Source organism: Microbacterium sp. H83, assembly GCF_001650405.1.
Lineage (GTDB): Bacteria > Actinomycetota > Actinomycetes > Actinomycetales > Microbacteriaceae > Microbacterium.
The window spans coordinates 19,372-37,632 of record NZ_LWCU01000010.1 but is presented as its reverse complement, the minus strand read 5'-3'; the positions used below and the strand labels follow the sequence as shown (position 1 = coordinate 37,632).

Annotated in this window: 16 protein-coding genes; 9 read left to right on the top strand and 7 right to left on the bottom strand. The window is 69.1% G+C overall.

The genetic code is table 11. The annotated features are described in order from the left end of the window. Positions 1-15 precede the first annotated feature (15 nt). Together A4X16_RS05310 and A4X16_RS05305 are read right to left on the bottom strand one after the other, a co-directional pair. The gene (locus tag A4X16_RS05310; protein WP_067117499.1) at positions 16-285 is read right to left on the bottom strand and encodes a hypothetical protein; all 270 of its coding nucleotides are present in this window, start codon (positions 283-285) and stop codon (positions 16-18) included. Between the two features lie 51 nt (positions 286-336). Continuing rightward, on the bottom strand, positions 337-1,035 hold the full coding sequence (locus A4X16_RS05305; protein WP_067117496.1) for a GTP pyrophosphokinase: 699 nt from the start codon (positions 1,033-1,035) through the stop codon (positions 337-339). A gap of 98 nt (positions 1,036-1,133) precedes the next feature. Between A4X16_RS05305 and A4X16_RS05300 the strand changes: the two genes are divergently transcribed. The 3 genes from A4X16_RS05300 (at position 1,134) to A4X16_RS05290 (ending at position 4,304) form a co-directional block, all read left to right on the top strand. Further along, positions 1,134-1,493: a nuclear transport factor 2 family protein gene (locus A4X16_RS05300; RefSeq protein ID WP_067117494.1), complete on the top strand. Its 360-nt coding sequence runs from the start codon at positions 1,134-1,136 to the stop codon at positions 1,491-1,493. A gap of 100 nt (positions 1,494-1,593) precedes the next feature. After that, positions 1,594-3,681, top strand: a complete 2,088-nt coding sequence (locus A4X16_RS05295; RefSeq protein WP_067117491.1) for an APC family permease — start codon at positions 1,594-1,596, stop codon at positions 3,679-3,681. 41 nt (positions 3,682-3,722) lie between these two features. Continuing rightward, the gene (locus A4X16_RS05290; protein ID WP_067117488.1) at positions 3,723-4,304 is read left to right on the top strand and encodes a GNAT family N-acetyltransferase; all 582 of its coding nucleotides are present in this window, start codon (positions 3,723-3,725) and stop codon (positions 4,302-4,304) included. A gap of 12 nt (positions 4,305-4,316) precedes the next feature. On the opposite strand, the gene A4X16_RS05285 is transcribed toward A4X16_RS05290, so the two are convergent. From A4X16_RS05285 to A4X16_RS05275, 3 genes are all read right to left on the bottom strand, one after another. Continuing rightward, the gene (locus A4X16_RS05285; RefSeq protein WP_067117643.1) at positions 4,317-5,495 is read right to left on the bottom strand and encodes an SLC13 family permease; all 1,179 of its coding nucleotides are present in this window, start codon (positions 5,493-5,495) and stop codon (positions 4,317-4,319) included. 608 nt (positions 5,496-6,103) lie between these two features. After that, positions 6,104-7,198 (bottom strand): DUF4240 domain-containing protein, encoded by a 1,095-nt coding sequence (locus A4X16_RS05280; protein WP_197491774.1) that lies wholly within the window; start codon positions 7,196-7,198, stop codon positions 6,104-6,106. A gap of 128 nt (positions 7,199-7,326) precedes the next feature. Further along, positions 7,327-8,259 (bottom strand): RHS repeat-associated core domain-containing protein, encoded by a 933-nt coding sequence (locus A4X16_RS05275; protein ID WP_157559983.1) that lies wholly within the window; start codon positions 8,257-8,259, stop codon positions 7,327-7,329. 362 nt (positions 8,260-8,621) lie between these two features. Here A4X16_RS05275 and A4X16_RS05270 point away from each other — a divergent pair, with 362 nt between their 5' ends. The 6 genes from A4X16_RS05270 to A4X16_RS05245 all read left to right on the top strand — a co-directional run bounded on the left by A4X16_RS05270 (position 8,622) and on the right by A4X16_RS05245 (position 16,624). After that, positions 8,622-8,711 (top strand): potassium-transporting ATPase subunit F, encoded by a 90-nt coding sequence (locus A4X16_RS05270; protein WP_067117479.1) that lies wholly within the window; start codon positions 8,622-8,624, stop codon positions 8,709-8,711. Continuing rightward, a complete protein-coding gene (kdpA, locus tag A4X16_RS05265; RefSeq protein ID WP_067117476.1) occupies positions 8,711-10,393 on the top strand; it encodes a potassium-transporting ATPase subunit KdpA in 1,683 nt (560 codons plus the stop codon). Before A4X16_RS05270 ends, kdpA begins: the two co-directional genes overlap by 1 nt. A gap of 1 nt (position 10,394) precedes the next feature. Beyond that, positions 10,395-12,644 (top strand): potassium-transporting ATPase subunit KdpB, encoded by a 2,250-nt coding sequence (kdpB, locus tag A4X16_RS05260; protein ID WP_067117473.1) that lies wholly within the window; start codon positions 10,395-10,397, stop codon positions 12,642-12,644. A gap of 172 nt (positions 12,645-12,816) precedes the next feature. Next, the gene (kdpC, locus tag A4X16_RS05255) at positions 12,817-13,419 is read left to right on the top strand and encodes a potassium-transporting ATPase subunit KdpC (protein WP_067117470.1); all 603 of its coding nucleotides are present in this window, start codon (positions 12,817-12,819) and stop codon (positions 13,417-13,419) included. Then, positions 13,416-15,956, top strand: a complete 2,541-nt coding sequence (locus A4X16_RS05250; protein ID WP_067117467.1) for an ATP-binding protein — start codon at positions 13,416-13,418, stop codon at positions 15,954-15,956. The genes kdpC and A4X16_RS05250 overlap by 4 nt, the downstream gene beginning before the upstream one ends. Next, positions 15,953-16,624 (top strand): response regulator, encoded by a 672-nt coding sequence (locus A4X16_RS05245; RefSeq protein ID WP_067117464.1) that lies wholly within the window; start codon positions 15,953-15,955, stop codon positions 16,622-16,624. Before A4X16_RS05250 ends, A4X16_RS05245 begins: the two co-directional genes overlap by 4 nt. Positions 16,625-16,736: 112 nt before the next feature. On the opposite strand, the gene A4X16_RS05240 is transcribed toward A4X16_RS05245, so the two are convergent. Further along, a complete protein-coding gene (locus A4X16_RS05240; RefSeq protein WP_067117460.1) occupies positions 16,737-17,225 on the bottom strand; it encodes a GNAT family N-acetyltransferase in 489 nt (162 codons plus the stop codon). 150 nt (positions 17,226-17,375) lie between these two features. Continuing rightward, positions 17,376-18,170 (bottom strand): tryptophan-rich sensory protein, encoded by a 795-nt coding sequence (locus tag A4X16_RS05235; protein WP_067117458.1) that lies wholly within the window; start codon positions 18,168-18,170, stop codon positions 17,376-17,378. Positions 18,171-18,261: the final 91 nt, after the last annotated feature.

The window sequence follows — 18,261 nt, the reverse complement described above, 5'->3', positions numbered from 1 at the left end:
CCGGGCCGCGGCCGGTCAGAGGGGTCGCGCGGTGATCGACTCCGCGCTCTGGGAGGCGCGCAGCGTGCGCAGGCAGCGGGAGCACAGGATCTCGACGGTGCGGGGGTGGTTCTCGCCGCACTCGCAGTCGATGGAGACGCGCCACTTGGCCTTGCGGCCGCACGGCGCGTACGCCTCCTCATCGCCGTGGTCGCACTCGCACCGCTGCCGGCCGCGGTCGAAGCCGGGGAGATCGTCGAGGTCGACCTCGATCGCCGCGTCCGTGTGCTCCAGAGTCTTCGCCACCTGTCGATGCTGACAGGCCGCGGGGTCGTTCACAACTCCGGCCGGCCCGGATCAGACCTGCACGATGTGGGGAGGAGGGGGCGGGGGAAGCTGCCGCTGCGGCACGCCGTGCGCCTCGCGGTGCAGACGCTCCATGCGACTGTCGAGCTCGGCCGCGGCCTCGGCGGCATCCGTGAGGCTCTCGACGAGGTGCGACGGCACCTGGTTGGAGAACTTGTAGTAGATCTTGTGTTCGAGGCTGGCCCAGAAGTCCATCGCGATCGTGCGGAACTGCACCTCGACCGGCACCGACAGCGCCCCGGTCGACAGGAACACCGGCACCTCGATGATCGCGTGGAGGCTCTTGTAGCCGTTCTCCTTCGGCGTCGCGATGTAGTCCTTGACCGTGCGGACGGTCACGTCGTCCTGCGCGGTGAGCAGGTCGAACAGCCGGTAGACATCGGCGACGAAGCTGCAGGTGACGCGTACACCGGCGATGTCGGTGATCTCCGACCGGATGCGCTCGAAGTCGGGCTCCGCGATGCCCTTGCGCGCGATCTTCTCGACGATGCTGTCCGGAGTCTTGAGGCGGCTCTTGACGTGCTCGATCGGGTTGTACGCGTGGTGGTGGGTGAACTCGTCGCGCAGGATGCCGATCTTGGTCTCGACCTCGCGCATCCCGAACTCGTACTCCCTCAGGAAGCGCTGGAATTCGTCACGGAGCTCCCGAGTCTGCTGGATCGCGTCATCGGTGACCTGGAGGGACGTCATGAGATCGACGTTATCCGTTCGTGATCGGAATGGGCTGTGGATCTTCGATGAAAGGACGCCTCTTGACCCGGGCCGTGCTCGCGTCTAGAACGGAGCACATGACGACTCCCGGAGAGAAGTGGACGGCGGCGTACGTCGACGCATGGCGATCGAACGACCGGGATCAGATCGGCGCTCTGTTCAGCGACGACGCGATCTACCTCACCAGCCCCGACGCCGAACCCCGCGTCGGCCGGGCCGACATCGTGGAGGGGTGGCTCGAAGACCTCGACGAGCCGGGCACCTGGTCGTTCGAGTGGTGGGTCGTCCACGAGGACGACGGCTTCGTGGCGATCGAAGGGCGCACGAAGTACCCGGCCGAGCGCGATTACGTGAATCTCTGGATCGTGCGACTGGATGCCGACGGTCGGGCGACCGCGTTCACCGAGTGGTACATGCCGCGCCCGCACGAGGACTGACCGACCGGGCGCTCGAGCGCCCGTAGGGATTCCGTTAGGGAGCCGCATCCGGGCGTAGGGATTCCGTGAGGATCGCGTATGCGCGCCGTGAGCGGGCGTAATGTCGCCGGACGTGTCAGATGAAACCCGCGAGAACACGGATGCTCCTCCGCTCGCCAAGCGCATCCTCATCGGCGACCCGCTGACCAGCGAACAGGTCGACGATCAGCTGCTGCCCAAGAAGATGGCGCTGCCGATCTTCGCCTCCGACGCGCTGAGCTCCGTGGCCTACGCGCCGCAGGAGCTCGTGATGATCCTCCTCATCGGCGGACTCTCCTTCCTCTCCTTCACTCCCCTCGTCGCGATCGCCGTGGTGGTCCTGCTCATCGTCGTCGTGCTCAGCTACCGCCAGCTGATCAAGGCCTATCCCTCGGGCGGCGGCGACTACGAGGTCGCCTCGAAGAACCTCGGCGAGATCCCCGGCGTGATCGTCGCCGCTGCCCTGCTCGTCGACTACGTGCTCACGGTCGCCGTGTCGGTCTCGTCGGGCGTCGACAACATCATCTCGGCCGTACCCGGCCTCGACCCCCTGCGCGTGGAGCTGGCGGTCGGCTTCGTGATCCTCATCATCATCGTGAACCTCCGCGGCGTGCGCGAGGCGTCGCTGGTCTTCGCGATCCCGACCTACGTCTTCATCGGCTCGGTCGGCTTCATGATCGTGACCGGCCTGTTCCGCACGATCCTGGGCGATGCGCCCGTCGCGTCGAGCGCCGAGTTCGCGGTGCATGCCGAGGATCTCAGCCAGGCGGCCGTGATCCTCCTCATCCTCCGCGCGTTCTCGAGCGGATGCTCTGCCCTCACCGGCGTCGAGGCCGTGTCCAACGGCGTGCCCGCGTTCCGCACCCCGAAGGTCCGCAACGCCCAGACGACGCTCGTGCTGATGGGATCGATCGCCGCCTGCCTGTTCGCGGGGCTCACCGCGCTCGCCCTGATCTCGGGCGTGCACTACGCCGAGAACCCCTGCGACCTCGTCGGCTTCGACTGCTCGACCCCGCAGCCCAGCCTCATGGCGCAGATCGCGTCGGCGACGTTCGGCGGCGGCAGCATCCTGTTCTTCATCATCCAGGCGGCGACCGCGTGCGTGCTGCTTCTCGCGGCGAACACCGCGTTCAACGGCTTCCCCCTGCTCGGATCGGTGCTCGCCCGCGACGGCTACGCGCCCAAGTCGCTGAACACCCGCGGCGACCGTCTCGTGTTCTCGAACGGCATGATCGTGCTCGGCATCGCGGCGATCGCCGTGCTCGTGGTGTTCCAGGCGAAGCTGACGACGCTGATCCAGCTGTACATCATCGGCGTCTTCGTCTCGTTCTCGCTCGGCCAGATCGGCATGGTGCGCCACTGGCGGCGCGTGCTGCGCGGCCCGGAGGAGACGACGCCGGAATCGGGTGTCGACGGCGCCTCGGCATCCGACCGCCGTTCGGCGCGGGTGGGCCTCGTCATCAACTCGCTCGGTGCGGCGATGACCGTCACGGTGCTCCTCATCGTGACGATCACCAAGTTCACCCACGGGGCCTACCTGGTGTTCTTCGCGATCCCGATCCTCGCGTTCCTCATGCTGGGCGTGAAGCGGTACTACCGCGACGTCGAGCACGAGATCGCGATCGACGACACCACGAAGTTCGGCGCGACCGGCGACCTGGCGATCGTGCTCGTCAACCGCCTGCAGAAGCCGGTCGTGAAGGCGATCGACTACGCCGTCGCGGCGAAGCACGGCAAGACGATCGCGGTGCACGTCGCCGTGGCATCCGATGATGTGGCTCCGCTCCAGAAGGAATGGCGCGACCACCTCGTGCCCATCCCGCTGGTGATCGTCGAGTCGCCGTACCGGTCGTTCGCGCAGCCCGTGGCGCAGTTCATCAAGCAGTACCGCGAGAAGCACGGCTCGTCGGTGGTGACCGTCTACCTGCCGCAGTACATCGTCGGACACTGGTGGGAGACGTTCCTGCACAACCGCCGCGCGAAGCGCATGGCCAACCAGCTGATGCTCGTGCACGGCGTGTCGATCACGCTCGTGCCGTGGCTGCTCGACTCTTCGGAGCTCATCTACGGCCGCCGCTCGCGTCCGCTTCCGGGTCAGGAGCGCGCCGGGCGCCCGGTCGTGGTGAACGGCCGCCGGGCGCACCGGCCCGAGGGCCCGCCCGAGAGCTGACCGTCGGCGAGATCGTCGGGGCGGGGTTCTAGGCTGAGACGATGACCGCTGCCCCCGTCTGGCCCGTGCGCACCGCGCGCCTGCAGATCCGCCCGATGACCGAACCCGACATCGACGCGATGTGGGAGTGGCGACGCCTGCCCGAGGTCAACCGGTGGCTCGGACTCGCGCCCGACACCCTCGAGGCGTTCCGCGACCGCTACCGCGACCCCGACCGACTCGCGTCGATGCACATCGTCGAGCTACGGGCCGAGAGCGGCGCCGACCCGGTCCCGATCGGCGATGTCATGATCCGGATCGGCGACGGATGGGCGCAGCTCGAGGTGGCCGATCAGGCCAAGGCCGTCGAGGCCGAACTCGGCTGGGTGCTCGATCCGGCGCACACCGGCCGCGGCTATGCGACCGAGGCGATCCGGGCGGTCATCGACGTCTGCTTCGGCCCGCTGGGGCTGCGACGAGTGCACGCCGGATGCTTCGCCGACAACGAGCCGTCCTGGCGTCTGATGGAGCGTCTCGGCATGCGCCGCGAGGAGTTCAGTCGCAAGACGGCGCTGCACCGATCGGGGGCATGGCTGGACGGGATGAACTACGGCATCCTCGCGGAGGAGTGGCCCGCGCGCTGAGCCGCTGCCGGATCAGCCGGCCACCAGCGCGAGCACGAGGGTCGCGGCGAGCACGGTCGGCACCGCGACGATCGCACCCCAGAGCATGAGGCTTCCCCAGCGGATCTCGACGCCGAGCGAGACGACGCGGTGGTGCCACAGCAGGGTCGCGAGCGACGCCCACGGCGTGACGAGCGGGCCGAGGTTCACGCCGATGAGCAGTGCCATGAGCGCGACCGGGTCGCCGGCCGCGGGCTCGAGGATCAGGTACGCGGGCAGGTTGTTCACCGCGTTCGCGGCGAGCGCGCCGGCAGCGGAGAGCCGCAGCAGCTCGGGGATCGTGTGGCCCTCCGTCGCGAGCACGGCGAGCACGTCGAGGATCCCGGTGGCGTGCGCGGTCTCGACGAGGACGAACAGCGCGGTCGCGAGCCCGATCGCCTGCCAGGGCACGAGCGACAGGCGCAGCACGTGTCGACGACGGATGCCGAACAGCACGATGAGGACGATCGCGGCGGCTGTCGCGGGTATCCACACGTCATGGGTCAGAGCGAGCACCGGCATGAGCACGAGGAGGACGCCGGATGCTCCCCAGAACAGGATGCGGTCGGACACCGCGCCGCCCGACGGCGGGCGGTACGTCGTGAACAGCGTGCGTCGGTGGCGCAGCGTGAGGATCAGCACGGGGACGAGCACTCCGACGAGGGTCGGCGCCCAGCTCAGCGCGAGGAACGAGACGGGGTCGTCGCCGATGGCGCGCGCCGCCAGCAGATTGGTGAGGTTCGAGACCGGCAGAGCGAGGGATGCCGTGTTCGCCAGCCACACGGTCACGAGCGCGAAGGGCAGCGGCGGGATGCCGACGCTCTGCGCGAGCACGACGACCACGGGTGTCACGATCACCGCGGTGGTGTCGAGCGACAGGAACACCGTGCTCACGACCGCGAGGGCGACGACCGCCACCCAGAGGAGCACCACCCTGCCGCGGCCCCACCGGGCGAGGCGCTGCGCGACGACATCGAACACCGCCGCGTCACGGGCGAGTTCGGCGACGATCGTGATCGCGACGACGAACCCGAGCACCGGCGCGATGCGAGCGCCCAGCGCACCGGCATCCGCTCGGGGAAGGATGCCGGAGACGATGCAGACCACCGCAGCGGCGATCAGCGCCAGGACGATGGTCGTCCCCGCTCCCCACCGCCGTCGCGTCGCGCTCACTCGCTGAGTGTAGGGCGTCACCCGCCCTGCCCGGCGTCTTCGCGCGCCCGGTCCAGACCGGCGATGACGGAAAGCGCTTCGTCCACTGTTGCGCCGCGCATGCCTGAGCCGTTGAACGGAACGATGGTGAACCGCCACAGCTCGCCGTTCGTCAGCCCGATCTCAATACGGTTGAACGCCGTCGTCTGATACCGAAGCGTGTTTCCGGCAGCCTGTCCGGCGTCATTTCGGATCGGCAGAGCAGACCGCGCACTTCACCGGAGGCACTCATTGAGGCGGTGCGAGCCGAGGTGCTGTACTAACGCCACTATCGCGCCGCCGATGACCCAAAGCCCGAACGGCACGAACCCAACGCCCAACACTCGAGTAGCTCTTGGAGGCTGAGTGCCAGCGGAGGCGTCGGCAAGATGATCCCAGGATTGATCACTTCACCACCCCCACCCCGCTTGAGCACCACAGCCCGCTTTCAAGAGGCCCTTGGCCATGAACGTCACTCAGCGAGGTGAAGAGGGCCGTAGCGTCGCTTGGCGTCATCACTCTCCCCCCATCTCTTCATCCACTGCTGAACCTCCCCTTATCGTCCTCGATGACCATCGGCCGACCGGCGCTTATTCGCCCGCTTTCTGCAGCCCGGGCGGGAGCAATTCACCCGTGTAGTACCTCTGGACGTATTCGTCCATGCTCAGTCGACTGCGGCGAGTCACCCCAGACAACTGATTACCGTTCGCGACTCCGTCGATTCCCGGGCGATAGACGACCACGTCAGGGTAGAGGACTTCGTCTGCACGCAGTATCGATCGGACGTAGGCGATGACTTCTTCACGGGCCGCTGCGACAGTCCCCTGTGCGACGCAGCCCATGATTTCACGCACCGTCCCCTCGGCGGTCGTCGCGTAGGCCGTCCACACGATATGCGCCCGCAGACTCGGCGGAGCAAGGCGCAGTCGGGAGATCTGGATGTCGTACGAGAAGGGGCCGGGGCTCGGAATCGTCGTGGACGGATCGCGCGGTGGTTCGGGCGCATCAGGCCAGTGCTGAGGGTTCGTTCCGGTCTCGATCGACACTTCGGGTGCCGGCATCCTGCTGACCGAGGCGTCCTCTGCGATCCCGAGCAGCGCCTCCCCGTCCGTGCCCGCGAGGCCCTCACCGGGCCGGGGGTGCTCGAGATGATCACGGAACACGTCTCGCCCGGCCGCGACGATCTCGCACCGGTAGTACAACGACGCGTCCGCACTGATCACCCGCTCGTCGCCGTCCCCCGATCCGACGGTGTTGAGGGGATGATCGAGCTCGCGCAGGCGTGCGACGAGCGTGTCTCGAAAGCGGACGATGTCCGGGTACTCCAACGCCTCCAACGCGTCGGACAGCTCGGCGATCGCCTCGTCCTCCAGCGATCCGCCGAGCAGGTCGATCAACGACCAGAATCGGTCGTCCTCCATCAACGATCGCGACGGCTTGTCGACGCCCCATTCAGGGATCTCGACGCTTCCCGTCACTGACCTCACCCAGGCGACCGGGTCCGCGAACGCCGTGGGAAGGATACGGTCCTGGACCACGACCGGGCCCCACTCGGAGGGGATGAGGAAGTTCCAGGCGTCCAGCACCCGGAACTCACCCCCCGGGGGAGCACCGACACCCGATAAACCACCCTCATCGCGCTGGAACAGCACAAGGTCATCGAACCGCCGCCCCTTGCGGAACACAACCCGCACCGCATGGCCCTCCGAGGTGTGCCCGCCGAAGAATCCGTGTGCCTCCAACGCTCCGAGGCGCCCGATCGCATCGGCACGCTCTGTCAGCTGATCAGGCGTCAATCGACTCATCACTACTCCTATTTGCAACTCGTTACCTGACCCGGCGGACAGACACCATGGAAGCCAACATAGGCGGCGATGTAGCTGTCTTCCCAAAGCCGAGCGTTATAGTATCCAGCCACATTCTCCTGGAGTGAAATCCAGTCGCAGCGGTCGCCATTGGATTTCGCTTCGCAGGTGCTTATCTGGGCTTGGGGACGTGCACCCACCGGCTCAGCACTGGTGATTCCGTACTTCCATGTTTCGTTTGTCCTGGTGTTGAAGATCTCATAGACCATGTAGCTCTTGTCCTTGCGGAACCAGGTCGGTTGCGGAATCGGGACGGTGACGCCATTGGTCGTCGTGAGCCGCGTCGTTCGTTGCGCCGGTGGCGTCTTCGGAATCGGTCTGGACTTGATCGAGCGCGCCAGGACCAGGGTGGATGTGCCACTCACGAGGCTGACGACGAGCCTGACGAGGGCAGCGGCCAACGCGATCAGCGGGACGGCTTTGCCACTCAAGTCGTGCTGGTTGATGGGGTCGGGTGGCCAAACGTAGTCGTTGTCGACACCGCCCTCTATGGGGTCGACCTGCAGGAACCGTCCGAACGCGGGGACGTACAGCCGGGCGCCCATCTCGACAACGAGCGTCGACCCGGCGGATTCGGCTGGCTTGAGTGCACCCTGATGCCAGAGGGTATTCCCGGCGACCTGTCCGGTGTCGTCCGCTGATGCTGTGCCGAGAGCGAACGTCACCGGATCCACCGGCTGCCCGAACGGGTCCCACAACAGCAGCGCACTGTTCGTCCCACCCGAGCGGGTGATCAGGCCGTGACCCGAGAGGTCGGGGAACGACCATGTCACGGCGCCGGCCTGATTCGTCCACGACACCCCACCGGGCAGACCGACACTCTTCATCGACAAGCGGACGCGAACGCGCGGGTCAGCTGATGCCCGGGAACTTTCGCTCACGCCATCCGACCCGCCGCGTCATACCCGGTGGTCGATGCATGCGTCGACGGACCGTTTGACCGCCTCGCTGGCGTCGTGAAGGAGATCTCCCGGAATGAAGGGGCGGATGCCGGATCCCGCCCTTCATTCCGGGAGATCTCCTTCGCGGGCGGGCCGGGGGACGAACGCCATCGCCGGGACTCGGCCCGCTCGTGAGCATCCCGCATGCATCCCTGCATACCGCTGTAGGCAAAGCGTGAGGATCGCGGAACGCCGACCCGCGCAGGAGTTGTATCGAGTCTCGTGCTCGACATCATCTACATCACGCTGACTCTCGCGCTGTTCGCCCTCGTCTCGTTCGTCGCCAAGGCGGTGGAACGCTCGTGATCGTCTTCGAGATCCTCGCCGCCGCCCTCGCTGTCGCCGCGGTCGTCTACCTCGTCGTCGCCCTCGTCGCTCCGGAGAAGTTCTGATGGGCGGAGCGGACATCTGGTTCGGCGTCCTCCAGGCGGCCGTCCTCATCGTCGCGATCGTGCTGCTGTACCGCCCGCTCGGCGACCACATGGCTCACGTCTTCAGCTCCCCGCGGGATCTGAAGATCGAGCGCGGCGTCTACCGCGTGATCGGCGTGAACCCGTCCTCCGAGCAGACGTGGCGAGCCTACGCCCGAGGCGTCATCGCATTCTCCGTCGTCGGCCTCCTCCTCGTGTACGGCCTTCAGCGCCTTCAGGCGTTCCTGCCCGAGTCGCTCGGCCTCCCCGCGGTCCCCGAGGGCCTGGCGTTCAACACCGCGGCCTCCTTCGTCGCCAACACCAACTGGCAGTCCTACTCGCCCGAGCAGACCATGGGCTACACCGTGCAGCTCGCCGGTCTCACCGTGCAGAACTTCGTGTCGGCCGCCGTCGGCCTGGCCGTCGCGGTCGCGCTGATCCGCGGATTCGCCCGACGCGGGTCGACCACTATCGGCAACTTCTGGGTCGACCTGATCCGCGGGCTGGGCCGCATCCTGCTGCCGATCGCCGTGCTCGGCGCTCTCGCGCTGATCGCGGGCGGTGTCATCCAGAACTTCGCCGGCTTCACCGACGTGACCACGGTGTCGGGCGGCACACAGACGATCCCCGGCGGACCGGTCGCCTCGCAGGAGGCCATCAAGCTTCTCGGCACGAACGGCGGCGGGTTCTTCAACGCGAACTCCGCGCATCCGTTCGAGAACCCGACCGGCTGGACCAACCTCCTCCAGATCCTGCTCATCCTCATGATCCCGTTCGCGCTTCCGCGCACGTTCGGCCGCATGATCGGCGACAACCGCCAGGGCTACGCGATCGCCGCTGTCATGGGCACGATCTTCCTCATCTCGACCTTCGCGCTCTCGGCGCTCGAACTCGCCGGACGCGGGAGCGCCCCTGAACTCGCCGGTGCGGCGATGGAGGGCAAGGAGGTGCGCTTCGGCATCCTCGGCTCGACGCTGTTCGGCAGCGCAAGCACCCTGACATCGACCGGCGCGGTCAACTCCATGCACGACTCGTACACGGCGCTCGGCGGCATGATGCCGATGCTCAACATGATGCTCGGCGAGGTCGCCCCCGGCGGCGTGGGCTCGGGCCTCTACGGGATGCTCGTGCTCGCCGTCATCGCGGTGTTCGTCGGCGGCCTGCTCGTCGGCCGCACCCCCGAATACCTCGGCAAGCGGATCCGCCCGAAGGAGATCACGCTCGCGAGCCTGTACATCCTCGTCACGCCCACCCTCGTGCTGGCCGGCACGGCGCTGAGCTTCGCGATTCCCGGCATCCGGGCCGACGTCGAGGCCACCAGCATCCTGAACCCCGGCGTGCACGGGATGAGCGAGGTGCTCTACGCCTTCACGTCGGCCGCGAACAACAACGGCTCGGCGTTCGCGGGACTCACCGCGAACACCCCGTGGTTCAACACCGCGCTCGGCGTCGCGATGCTGCTCGGGCGGTTCATCCCGATCGTCCTCGTGCTGGCCCTCGCCGGCTCGCTCGCCGCGCAGCAGCGCATCCCCGAGACCACCGGCACCCTGCCCACCCACCGACCGCAGTTCGTCGGCCTGCTCTCGGCCGTCGCGGTCATCATCACCGCTCTCACCTACTTCCCCGTGCTCGCACTGGGACCCCTCGCTGAAGGACTCGTCTGACATGACCCTCATCACCACACCCTCCGAGACCCCGTCGGAACAGCAGGATGCCGAGGCGTCCGCCACCGCCGCGCAGCCGCGCTCGTTCGGCTGGGCGCAGCTGACACAGGCACTGCCCGGAGCGCTGCGCAAGCTCAACCCGGCAGCCCTCGTGCGCAACCCGGTCATGCTGCTCGTCTGGGTCGGCGCCGCGTTCACGACGGTTCTGGCGATCGCCGAGCCGTTCCTCGGCGGCCCCGCCGAGTCGGGCGGCACCCCGGTGCCCGCGCTGTTCACCTGGGGCATCGCGATCTGGCTGTGGCTGACCGTTCTCTTCGCGAACGTCGCCGAGTCGGTCGCCGAGGGCCGCGGAAAGGCGCAGGCGGCGAGCCTGCGCAAGACGCGCACCAGCACCATGGCGCGCCGTGTGGTGCGGTACGACAGCGCAGCGGATGCCGGCGCGGAGCGCTCCGAGACGGTCGAGGTCTCCTCGGCCGAGCTGCAGCGCGACGACATCGTGATCGTCGCTGCGGGCGACCTGATCCCGGGAGACGGCGACATCGTCGCCGGCATCGCCACGGTCGACGAGTCGGCCATCACGGGCGAGAGCGCGCCGGTCATCCGCGAGTCCGGCGGCGACCGCAGCGCGGTGACCGGCGGCACCCGCGTGCTGTCCGACCGCATCGTCGTGCGCATCACGTCGAAGCCCGGCGAGACGTTCGTCGACCGCATGATCGCTCTCGTCGAAGGCGCGAGCCGTCAGCGCACGCCCAACGAGATCGCGCTCAACATCCTGCTCGCGAGCCTGTCGATCGTCTTCGTCGTCGTGGTTCTGGCCCTCAACCCGATCGCGTCGTATGCGGCCTCGCCCGTCAGCATCCCGGTGCTCATCGCGCTGCTCGTCTGCCTGATCCCGACGACGATCGGCGCCCTGCTCTCGGCCATCGGCATCGCCGGAATGGACCGTCTCGTGCAGCGCAACGTGCTCGCGATGTCGGGTCGGGCGGTCGAGGCCGCCGGAGACGTCACGACCCTGCTCCTCGACAAGACCGGCACCATCACCTACGGCAACCGCCGCGCCCACGAGGTGCTCCCCCTCACCGGGGTCGACGCCGCGGAGCTGCTTCGTCTCGCCGCCCTGTCGTCGCTCGCCGACCCCACGCCCGAGGGCGCATCGATCGTCGAGCTGGCGGCCGCGCGCGGCATCCGCGTCGAGGAGCCGGCGGATGCCGTCGTCGTGCCCTTCACGGCGCAGACGCGCATGTCGGGTCTGGACCTCGCCGACGGCACGGAGATCCGCAAGGGTGCCGGCTCGGCCATCGCCGCCTGGCTCGGTCTCGAGACGGATGCCGAGCTGACCGCGCTCACCGACGGCGTCGCCTCGAGCGGCGGAACCCCCTTGGTCGTCGCCGTCCGGCATGGCCGGTCGACCTCCGAGGTCCGGATGGCCGGTCGATTCACGGATGGCGGGACGGATGCCGGCGAGCCGCCAGCCGATCGTGCGATCGCCAGCCGGATGAACACCGGCGAAGCCCGCGTGCTCGGCGTCGTGCACCTCAAGGACATCGTCAAGGACGGCCTCCGCGAGCGGTTCGAGGAGCTGCGCAGCATGGGCATCCGCACGGTCATGATCACCGGCGACAACCCGCTGACCGCCGCCGCGATCGCCGACGAGGCGGGCGTCGACGGCTTCCTCGCCGAGGCCACTCCGGAGCAGAAGCTCGAGCTCATCAAGCGCGAGCAGGAGGGCGGCCGTCTCGTCGCCATGACCGGCGACGGGACGAACGACGCTCCCGCTCTCGCCCAGGCCGATGTGGGCGTCGCGATGAACACGGGCACGTCGGCCGCGAAGGAGGCCGGCAACATGGTCGACCTCGACTCGGACCCCACCAAGCTCATCGACATCGTGCGCATCGGCAAGCAGCTGCTCATCACGCGCGGCGCGCTCACCACGTTCTCGCTGGCCAACGACATCGCCAAGTACTTCGCCATCATCCCGGCGATGTTCATGGGCGTCTTCCCGGGTCTCGCGGCGCTCAACATCATGCAGCTGCACTCCCCGGCATCCGCCGTCACCAGCGCGATCATCTTCAACGCCATCGTGATCGTGTTCCTCATCCCGCTGGCACTCCGGGGTGTGAAGTACCGGCCGGCGAGCGCGTCGCAGATCCTGCAGCGCAACCTGCTCGTCTACGGCCTCGGCGGCGTCATCGCGCCGTTCGTCGGCATCAAGCTCATCGACCTGGTGGTGAGCCTCATCCCCGGGTTCTGACGCGCGCCCCGCCCGAGGCCCGCTCCCGTCTCACCCCGTCCCCGCCCCTTCGCCCATTTCGGGGGCCGACACACCACACGTCGGCCGAGAAGCCCCCGCCGGTCCTTCGACTGGCGTGTCGGCCCCCGAAGTGCCGGTCCTCTGACACACCGTTTCTCCTGAAAGGCACCTCATGTCCTCCACCCGCACCGCGGTCCGCACCGCCGGTGTCGCCGTCCGCGCGATGCTCGTCCTCACCCTGGTGCTCGGCGTCGGCTACACGCTCGTCGTCACCGGCTTCGGGCAGCTCCTTCTGCCGTTCCAGGCGAACGGCTCCCCGCTCCCCGACGACAAGGGCAGCGCGCTGATCGGACAGTCCTTCACGGATGCCGACGGCGAGGCGCTGCCGGAGTACTTCCAGTCCCGTCCCTCCGCCGCCGGCGACGGGTACGACGGTACGAGCTCCAGCGGCAGCAACCTGGGCCCCGAGAACGCCGACCTCGTCGCCGCGATCGAGGAGCGCAGGACCGCGATCGCCGAGCGCGAGGGCGTCGAGCCGTCGGAGGTGCCGGCGGACGCCGTGACGGCATCCGGCTCGGGCCTCGACCCGCACATCAGCGCCGCGTATGCCCTGCTCCAGGTGGCCAGGGTGGCCGAGGCGCGCGACCTGCCCGAACAGGAGGTGCGCAGCCTCGTGGAGTCTAGGATTCAAGGGCGGGATCTGGGATTCCTCGGCGAGGAGCGCATCAACGTCGCCGAACTCAATCTCGCGCTCGATGAGCGGGAGGGCGAATGAGCGGAGATCGCCACGCGCGGCGCGGTCGACTGCGGGTGCTGCTGGGAGCAGCCCCCGGAGTCGGCAAGACCTACGAGATGCTCGCCGAGGGACGCCGACTGCTGAACGAAGGGCGCGACGTCGTCATCGCGATCGTCGAGACTCACGAGAGAGCGGCGACGGCGGCGCAGACCATCGGCATCCCCGAGGTGCCCCGCCGCACCGACCTGCACCGCGGCGTTCCGCTCAGCGAGATGGACCTGGACGCCGTGCTCGCCCGCCGCCCCGAGATCGCCCTCGTCGACGAGCTGGCGCACACGAACACCCCCGGGTCCGCGCACGTGAAGCGCTGGCAGGACGTCGAAGCCCTCCTGAGCGCCGGGATCGACGTCGTCACCACGGTCAACGTGCAGCACATCGAGTCGCTCAACGCCGTGGTCGAGAAGATCACCGGCGTCGCCCAGCAGGAGACGATCCCGGATGCCGTCGTGCGCGCCGCCGATGAGATCGAGGTCGTCGACCTCGCCCCCCAGTCCCTGCGCGACCGCCTGTCAGCCGGCCTCGTGTACCCCGCCGAACGGATCGACGCGGCTCTGTCGAACTACTTCCGCCTCGGCAATCTCACCGCGCTGCGAGAACTCGCCCTCCTCTGGCTGGCCGACGAGGTCGACAGCGCCCTGCGGTCGTATCGCGCCGACCACGGCATCGAGGGGACCTGGCAGGCGCGCGAGCGCGTGGTCGTCGCCCTCACCGGCGGACCCGAAGGCGAGACGCTGCTGCGCCGCGGGGCCCGCATCGCCGCCCGGTCGGCCGGCGGGGAGCTGCTCGCCGTGCACGTCGCCGCCCAGGACGGGCTGCGCGACGAGACGCCGGGAGCCCTCGCAGCGCAGCGCACGCTCGTCGAGTCGCTCGGCGGCAGCTTCCACCAGATCATCGGCGACGACATCCCCGGCACGCTCGTCGAGTTCGCCCAGGGCGCGGACGCCACACAGCTCGTCATCGGCGTCAGTCGACGCGGTCGGCTCGCCGCCGCGATCACCGGACCGGGCATCGGCTCCGAGGTGATCCGCCGCTCCGGCGACATCGACGTGCACATCGTCACGCATGCCGCGGCGGGCGGACGCGTCGCCCTCCCCCGCATCACCGGCGGGGCGCTCGGCTGGCGGCGGCAGCTGCTCGGATTCGCGGTGGCGCTCGTCTTCGGACCGCTGCTGTCCTGGGCGATGTTCGCCTACCGCAGCCCGGAGTCCATCACGGTCGAGGTGCTCGCGTTCCAGCTCCTGGTCGTGGTCGTCGCGCTCGTCGGCGGCCTGCGTCCGGCCGTCTTCGCCGCCGTGCTCTCGGGCATCACCCTGGACTTCCTGTTCGTGGCGCCGATCTTCACGATCACGATCGCGCATCCCCTGCACGTCCTCGCCCTGGCGCTGTACGTCATCATCGCGGTGCTCGTCAGCATCATCGTCGACCAGGCTGCGCGGCGTGCCCGCACCGCGCAGCGGGCCGCGGCCGAGGCCGAGCTGCTGGCCGCGGTGGCCGGCAACGTGCTGCGCGGCGACAACGCGGTGCTCGCGCTCGTGACCCGCACGCGCGAGGCGTTCGGCCTGAGCGGCGTGCGTCTGCTCGCACCCGACGGCGAGGTGCTCGCGAGCGACGGCGAACCCGTGGCGGACGGACGGGCGACCAGCATCCCGGTCGGGGCCGGCGGGTCGTCGCCCGCGGTGCTCGAGCTGCACGGCGAACCCCTCGACACCCCGGCCCGGCGACTCCTCGATGCGATCGTCGCGCAGCTCGCCGCCGCCATCGAGCACACCGACCTGCGGGCGACGGCGCGCGAGGTGGCCGCGCTCGCCGAGACCGACCAGGTGCGCAGCGCCCTGCTCTCGGCGGTGAGCCACGACCTGCGTCGTCCGCTGGCCTCGGCCGTCGCCGCGATCGGCGGACTCCGGGCGGCGCAGTCGCTGTCGGCATCCGACCGGGAGGAGCTGCTGGCGACCGCCGACGAGAGCCTCGCGACGCTCTCCTCGCTCGTGACCGACCTGCTCGACGTCAGCCGCGTCCAGGCCGGCGTGCTCGCGGTCTCCACGATGCGACTCGACGTCGCGGGGCCGATCCTCGCGGCCGTCGACGAGCTCGACCTCGGTCCCGACGACGTCGAGCTCGCGCTCGACCCCTCGCTGCCCGCCGTCTCGGCCGACCCCGTGCTGCTGCAGCGGGTGCTCGTCAACGTCATCGCGAACGCCCACCGGCACTCGCCCGCCGACACGCGTCTCATCGTCTCCACCAGCGCCCTCGGCGAGCGCGCGGAGATCCGGATCATCGACCGCGGTCAGGGCGTGCCCGCCGAGAAGCGCGACGAGATCTTCCAGCCGTTCCAGCGGTTCGGCGACACCGACAACACCACCGGTCTCGGCCTCGGACTCGCGCTCTCGCGCGGATTCACCGAGGGCATGGGCGGTACTCTGACACCCGAGGAAACCCCCGGCGGTGGACTCACCATGGTCATCTCGCTCCCCCTCGCCGGAGAGCCCGATCTCACGCACCTGGAGGAGACGGAGTGAAGCTCCTCATCGCCGACGACGACCCGCAGATGGTGCGGGCGCTGCGCATCACCCTCGCCGCTCACGGCTACGAGGTCGTCGTCGCCCCCGACGGAGCCGCGGCCGTCGCCGCGGCCGCGCAGACCCACCCCGACATCATCATGCTCGACCTCGGCATGCCGCGACTCGACGGCATCGAGGTCATCCAGGCGCTGCGGGGATGGACCAACGTGCCCATCATCGTCGTCTCCGGGCGCACCGGCTCGGCGGACAAGGTCGAGGCGCTGGATGCCGGGGCCGACGACTTCGTCACCAAGCCGTTCCAGGTCGACGAGCTGCTCGCCCGGCTGCGCGCCCTGTCGCGGCGGTCGGTCCCCGCGGGCGGCGAGTCGACGGTGGGCTTCGGCGACGTGGTGGTCGACCTCGCGGCGAAGGCCGTCACCCGCGGCGGCGCGCGCGTGCACCTCACCCCGACCGAGTGGAGGATGCTCGAGCACCTCGCCCGGCATCCCGGAGCTCTGGTCACCCGGCAAGATCTGCTCAAGGAGATCTGGGGCAGCGAGCAGGTGTCGGACTCCGGCTACCTCCGCCTGTACATGTCGCAGCTGCGCAAGAAGCTCGAGGAGTCGCCGGGCGCTCCAGTGCATCTGCTCACCGAGTCCGGGATGGGCTACCGGCTCGTCCTCTGAGCCTTCGCGCCGTTCCGGGTTCGGGGATCGGGGCTGGGGCTCGGGCGCGGTGTCGGGCTCGCGGCGCGAGGTCTGGGGCTCGGGCTTGAGTCCGGGCTCGGCTCGGCGGGGTCTACGGGTCATCGCGGCGCGGACCGACGGGACGCGACATCATGATCTCGAGCCTGCCGTCGGCGAGCGTCTCGCTCCGGCCGTCCGGCACGAATCCGAGCCGTCGGTAGGCGGCGACGCCTCGGGCGTTGTCCGCGATGACGCCGAGATGGATCACCTCCGCGCCGCGGGAGGCGACGAAACCGACGCACGCCTCGACGATCGCATCCACCGCTCCGCGTCCGCGCTGGTCAGGAGCGACCCAGACGCCGTTGATCACCCAGCGGCCGCCCGTCTCGTAGACGCCGCCGATCGCGACGTCGACGCCGTCGATGTCGGCGAGGAACGCGCCCGGATGCGACGCCCGGGTCTGCCAGACCTCGTCATCGAAGTCGACCTCCCGCTGCCACGTCGAGCCGAACATCTCCGGCGACTCCGCGAGCGCCGCGAGCCGGAGGTCCCGATAACGCCGCCAGATCTCGGGGCGCGCTCGGGTGATCGTCACATCCATGGCAGAAGCCTGCCACGTGCGATGCCGTCACGGCTCGCTCGGCTGCGCGTTCATAACTCCGGAAGAACGGGCGAAGTCGGTCCAGGACACCGGTGTCCCCGGAGAACTCGCCCTGAATCTGCGGAGTTGTGAACGCCGAGTCGCCCCGCCTCAGGCTCGGACGGCGGCCCGGCGAGCCCGCAGCGTGCCGATGAAGCCGGCGACGACCAGCAGGACGGCGACGATGATGGCCACGATCCCGGTGACGGTGCTGTCGGGCTCGTCGGTCAGACGTCCGACCGCCAGCCAGGCGAGGCCCCAGGCCGTGGCGAGGGACGGCGCGATGCGCTTCGTGAGGAGCGCGCTGGCGACGCCGATGACGAGGACGACGACGAGCACGGCGACCGCCCAGGCGTCGGCGTTGTCGGCCCAGCTCGCCGGCGCGATCTGCGTCAGCCACGCGGAGGTGTTGGCGACGGTCGCGATCGTGACCCATCCGAAGTGCAGGCCGTTCGACCCGTCGACCACGATGCGCTCGGCGATGGTGCGCGGCCGGTGACGGTTCAGCAGGATGATGACCCGGGCCAGCGCCGCCAGGAGCAGGGCGATCACGAGCACGGTCAGCGGCAGCGTGAGGAACTGCGCCGTCACGAGCCACAGCCCGTTGAGGATCATGGTCCCGGCGATCCACCAGCCGACCAGGCGCTGCCGCTCGTCGGACCGCTGCGCCGGAAGCGCCTGCCACACCGTGTACGCGATGAGGCCGATGTAGATCAGCGACCAGATCGAGAAGGCAGGACCGGCCGGTGCCAGGTACGAGCCCTGCGCGGACAGCGCTCCGTCCTGCAGCTCGTTCACCGAGGTGCCGCCGAACGCGCCGGATCCGACGGCGGCGGCGATCAGCATGAATGTCGCCGAGGCGATGATCACGGTCTGGCGGGCGATGTCCTGCGTCCGGGATTCCATGCTCCGCACGGTACGCGCGCACGCGCCCGCGGCACAGGCCCTTGACTCTCGCCGAGCGAACAGCTAGCCAGGCTAGCTAAATCGGATACCG

What these genes read in the sequence shown, in the direction of transcription:
- A4X16_RS05305 (WP_067117496.1), bottom strand. Translation starts at nt 1,035, where the DNA reads ATGACGTCCCTCCAGGTCACCGATGACGCGATCCAGCAGACTCGGGAG.
- A4X16_RS05300 (WP_067117494.1), top strand. Translation starts at nt 1,134, where the DNA reads ATGACGACTCCCGGAGAGAAGTGGACGGCGGCGTACGTCGACGCATGG.
- A4X16_RS05295 (WP_067117491.1), top strand. Translation starts at nt 1,594, where the DNA reads ATGTCGCCGGACGTGTCAGATGAAACCCGCGAGAACACGGATGCTCCT.
- A4X16_RS05290 (WP_067117488.1), top strand. Translation starts at nt 3,723, where the DNA reads ATGACCGCTGCCCCCGTCTGGCCCGTGCGCACCGCGCGCCTGCAGATC.
- kdpA (WP_067117476.1), top strand. Translation starts at nt 8,711, where the DNA reads ATGGGCGGAGCGGACATCTGGTTCGGCGTCCTCCAGGCGGCCGTCCTC.
- kdpB (WP_067117473.1), top strand. Translation starts at nt 10,395, where the DNA reads ATGACCCTCATCACCACACCCTCCGAGACCCCGTCGGAACAGCAGGAT.
- kdpC (WP_067117470.1), top strand. Translation starts at nt 12,817, where the DNA reads ATGTCCTCCACCCGCACCGCGGTCCGCACCGCCGGTGTCGCCGTCCGC.
- A4X16_RS05250 (WP_067117467.1), top strand. Translation starts at nt 13,416, where the DNA reads ATGAGCGGAGATCGCCACGCGCGGCGCGGTCGACTGCGGGTGCTGCTG.
- A4X16_RS05240 (WP_067117460.1), bottom strand. Translation starts at nt 17,225, where the DNA reads ATGGATGTGACGATCACCCGAGCGCGCCCCGAGATCTGGCGGCGTTAT.
- A4X16_RS05235 (WP_067117458.1), bottom strand. Translation starts at nt 18,170, where the DNA reads ATGGAATCCCGGACGCAGGACATCGCCCGCCAGACCGTGATCATCGCC.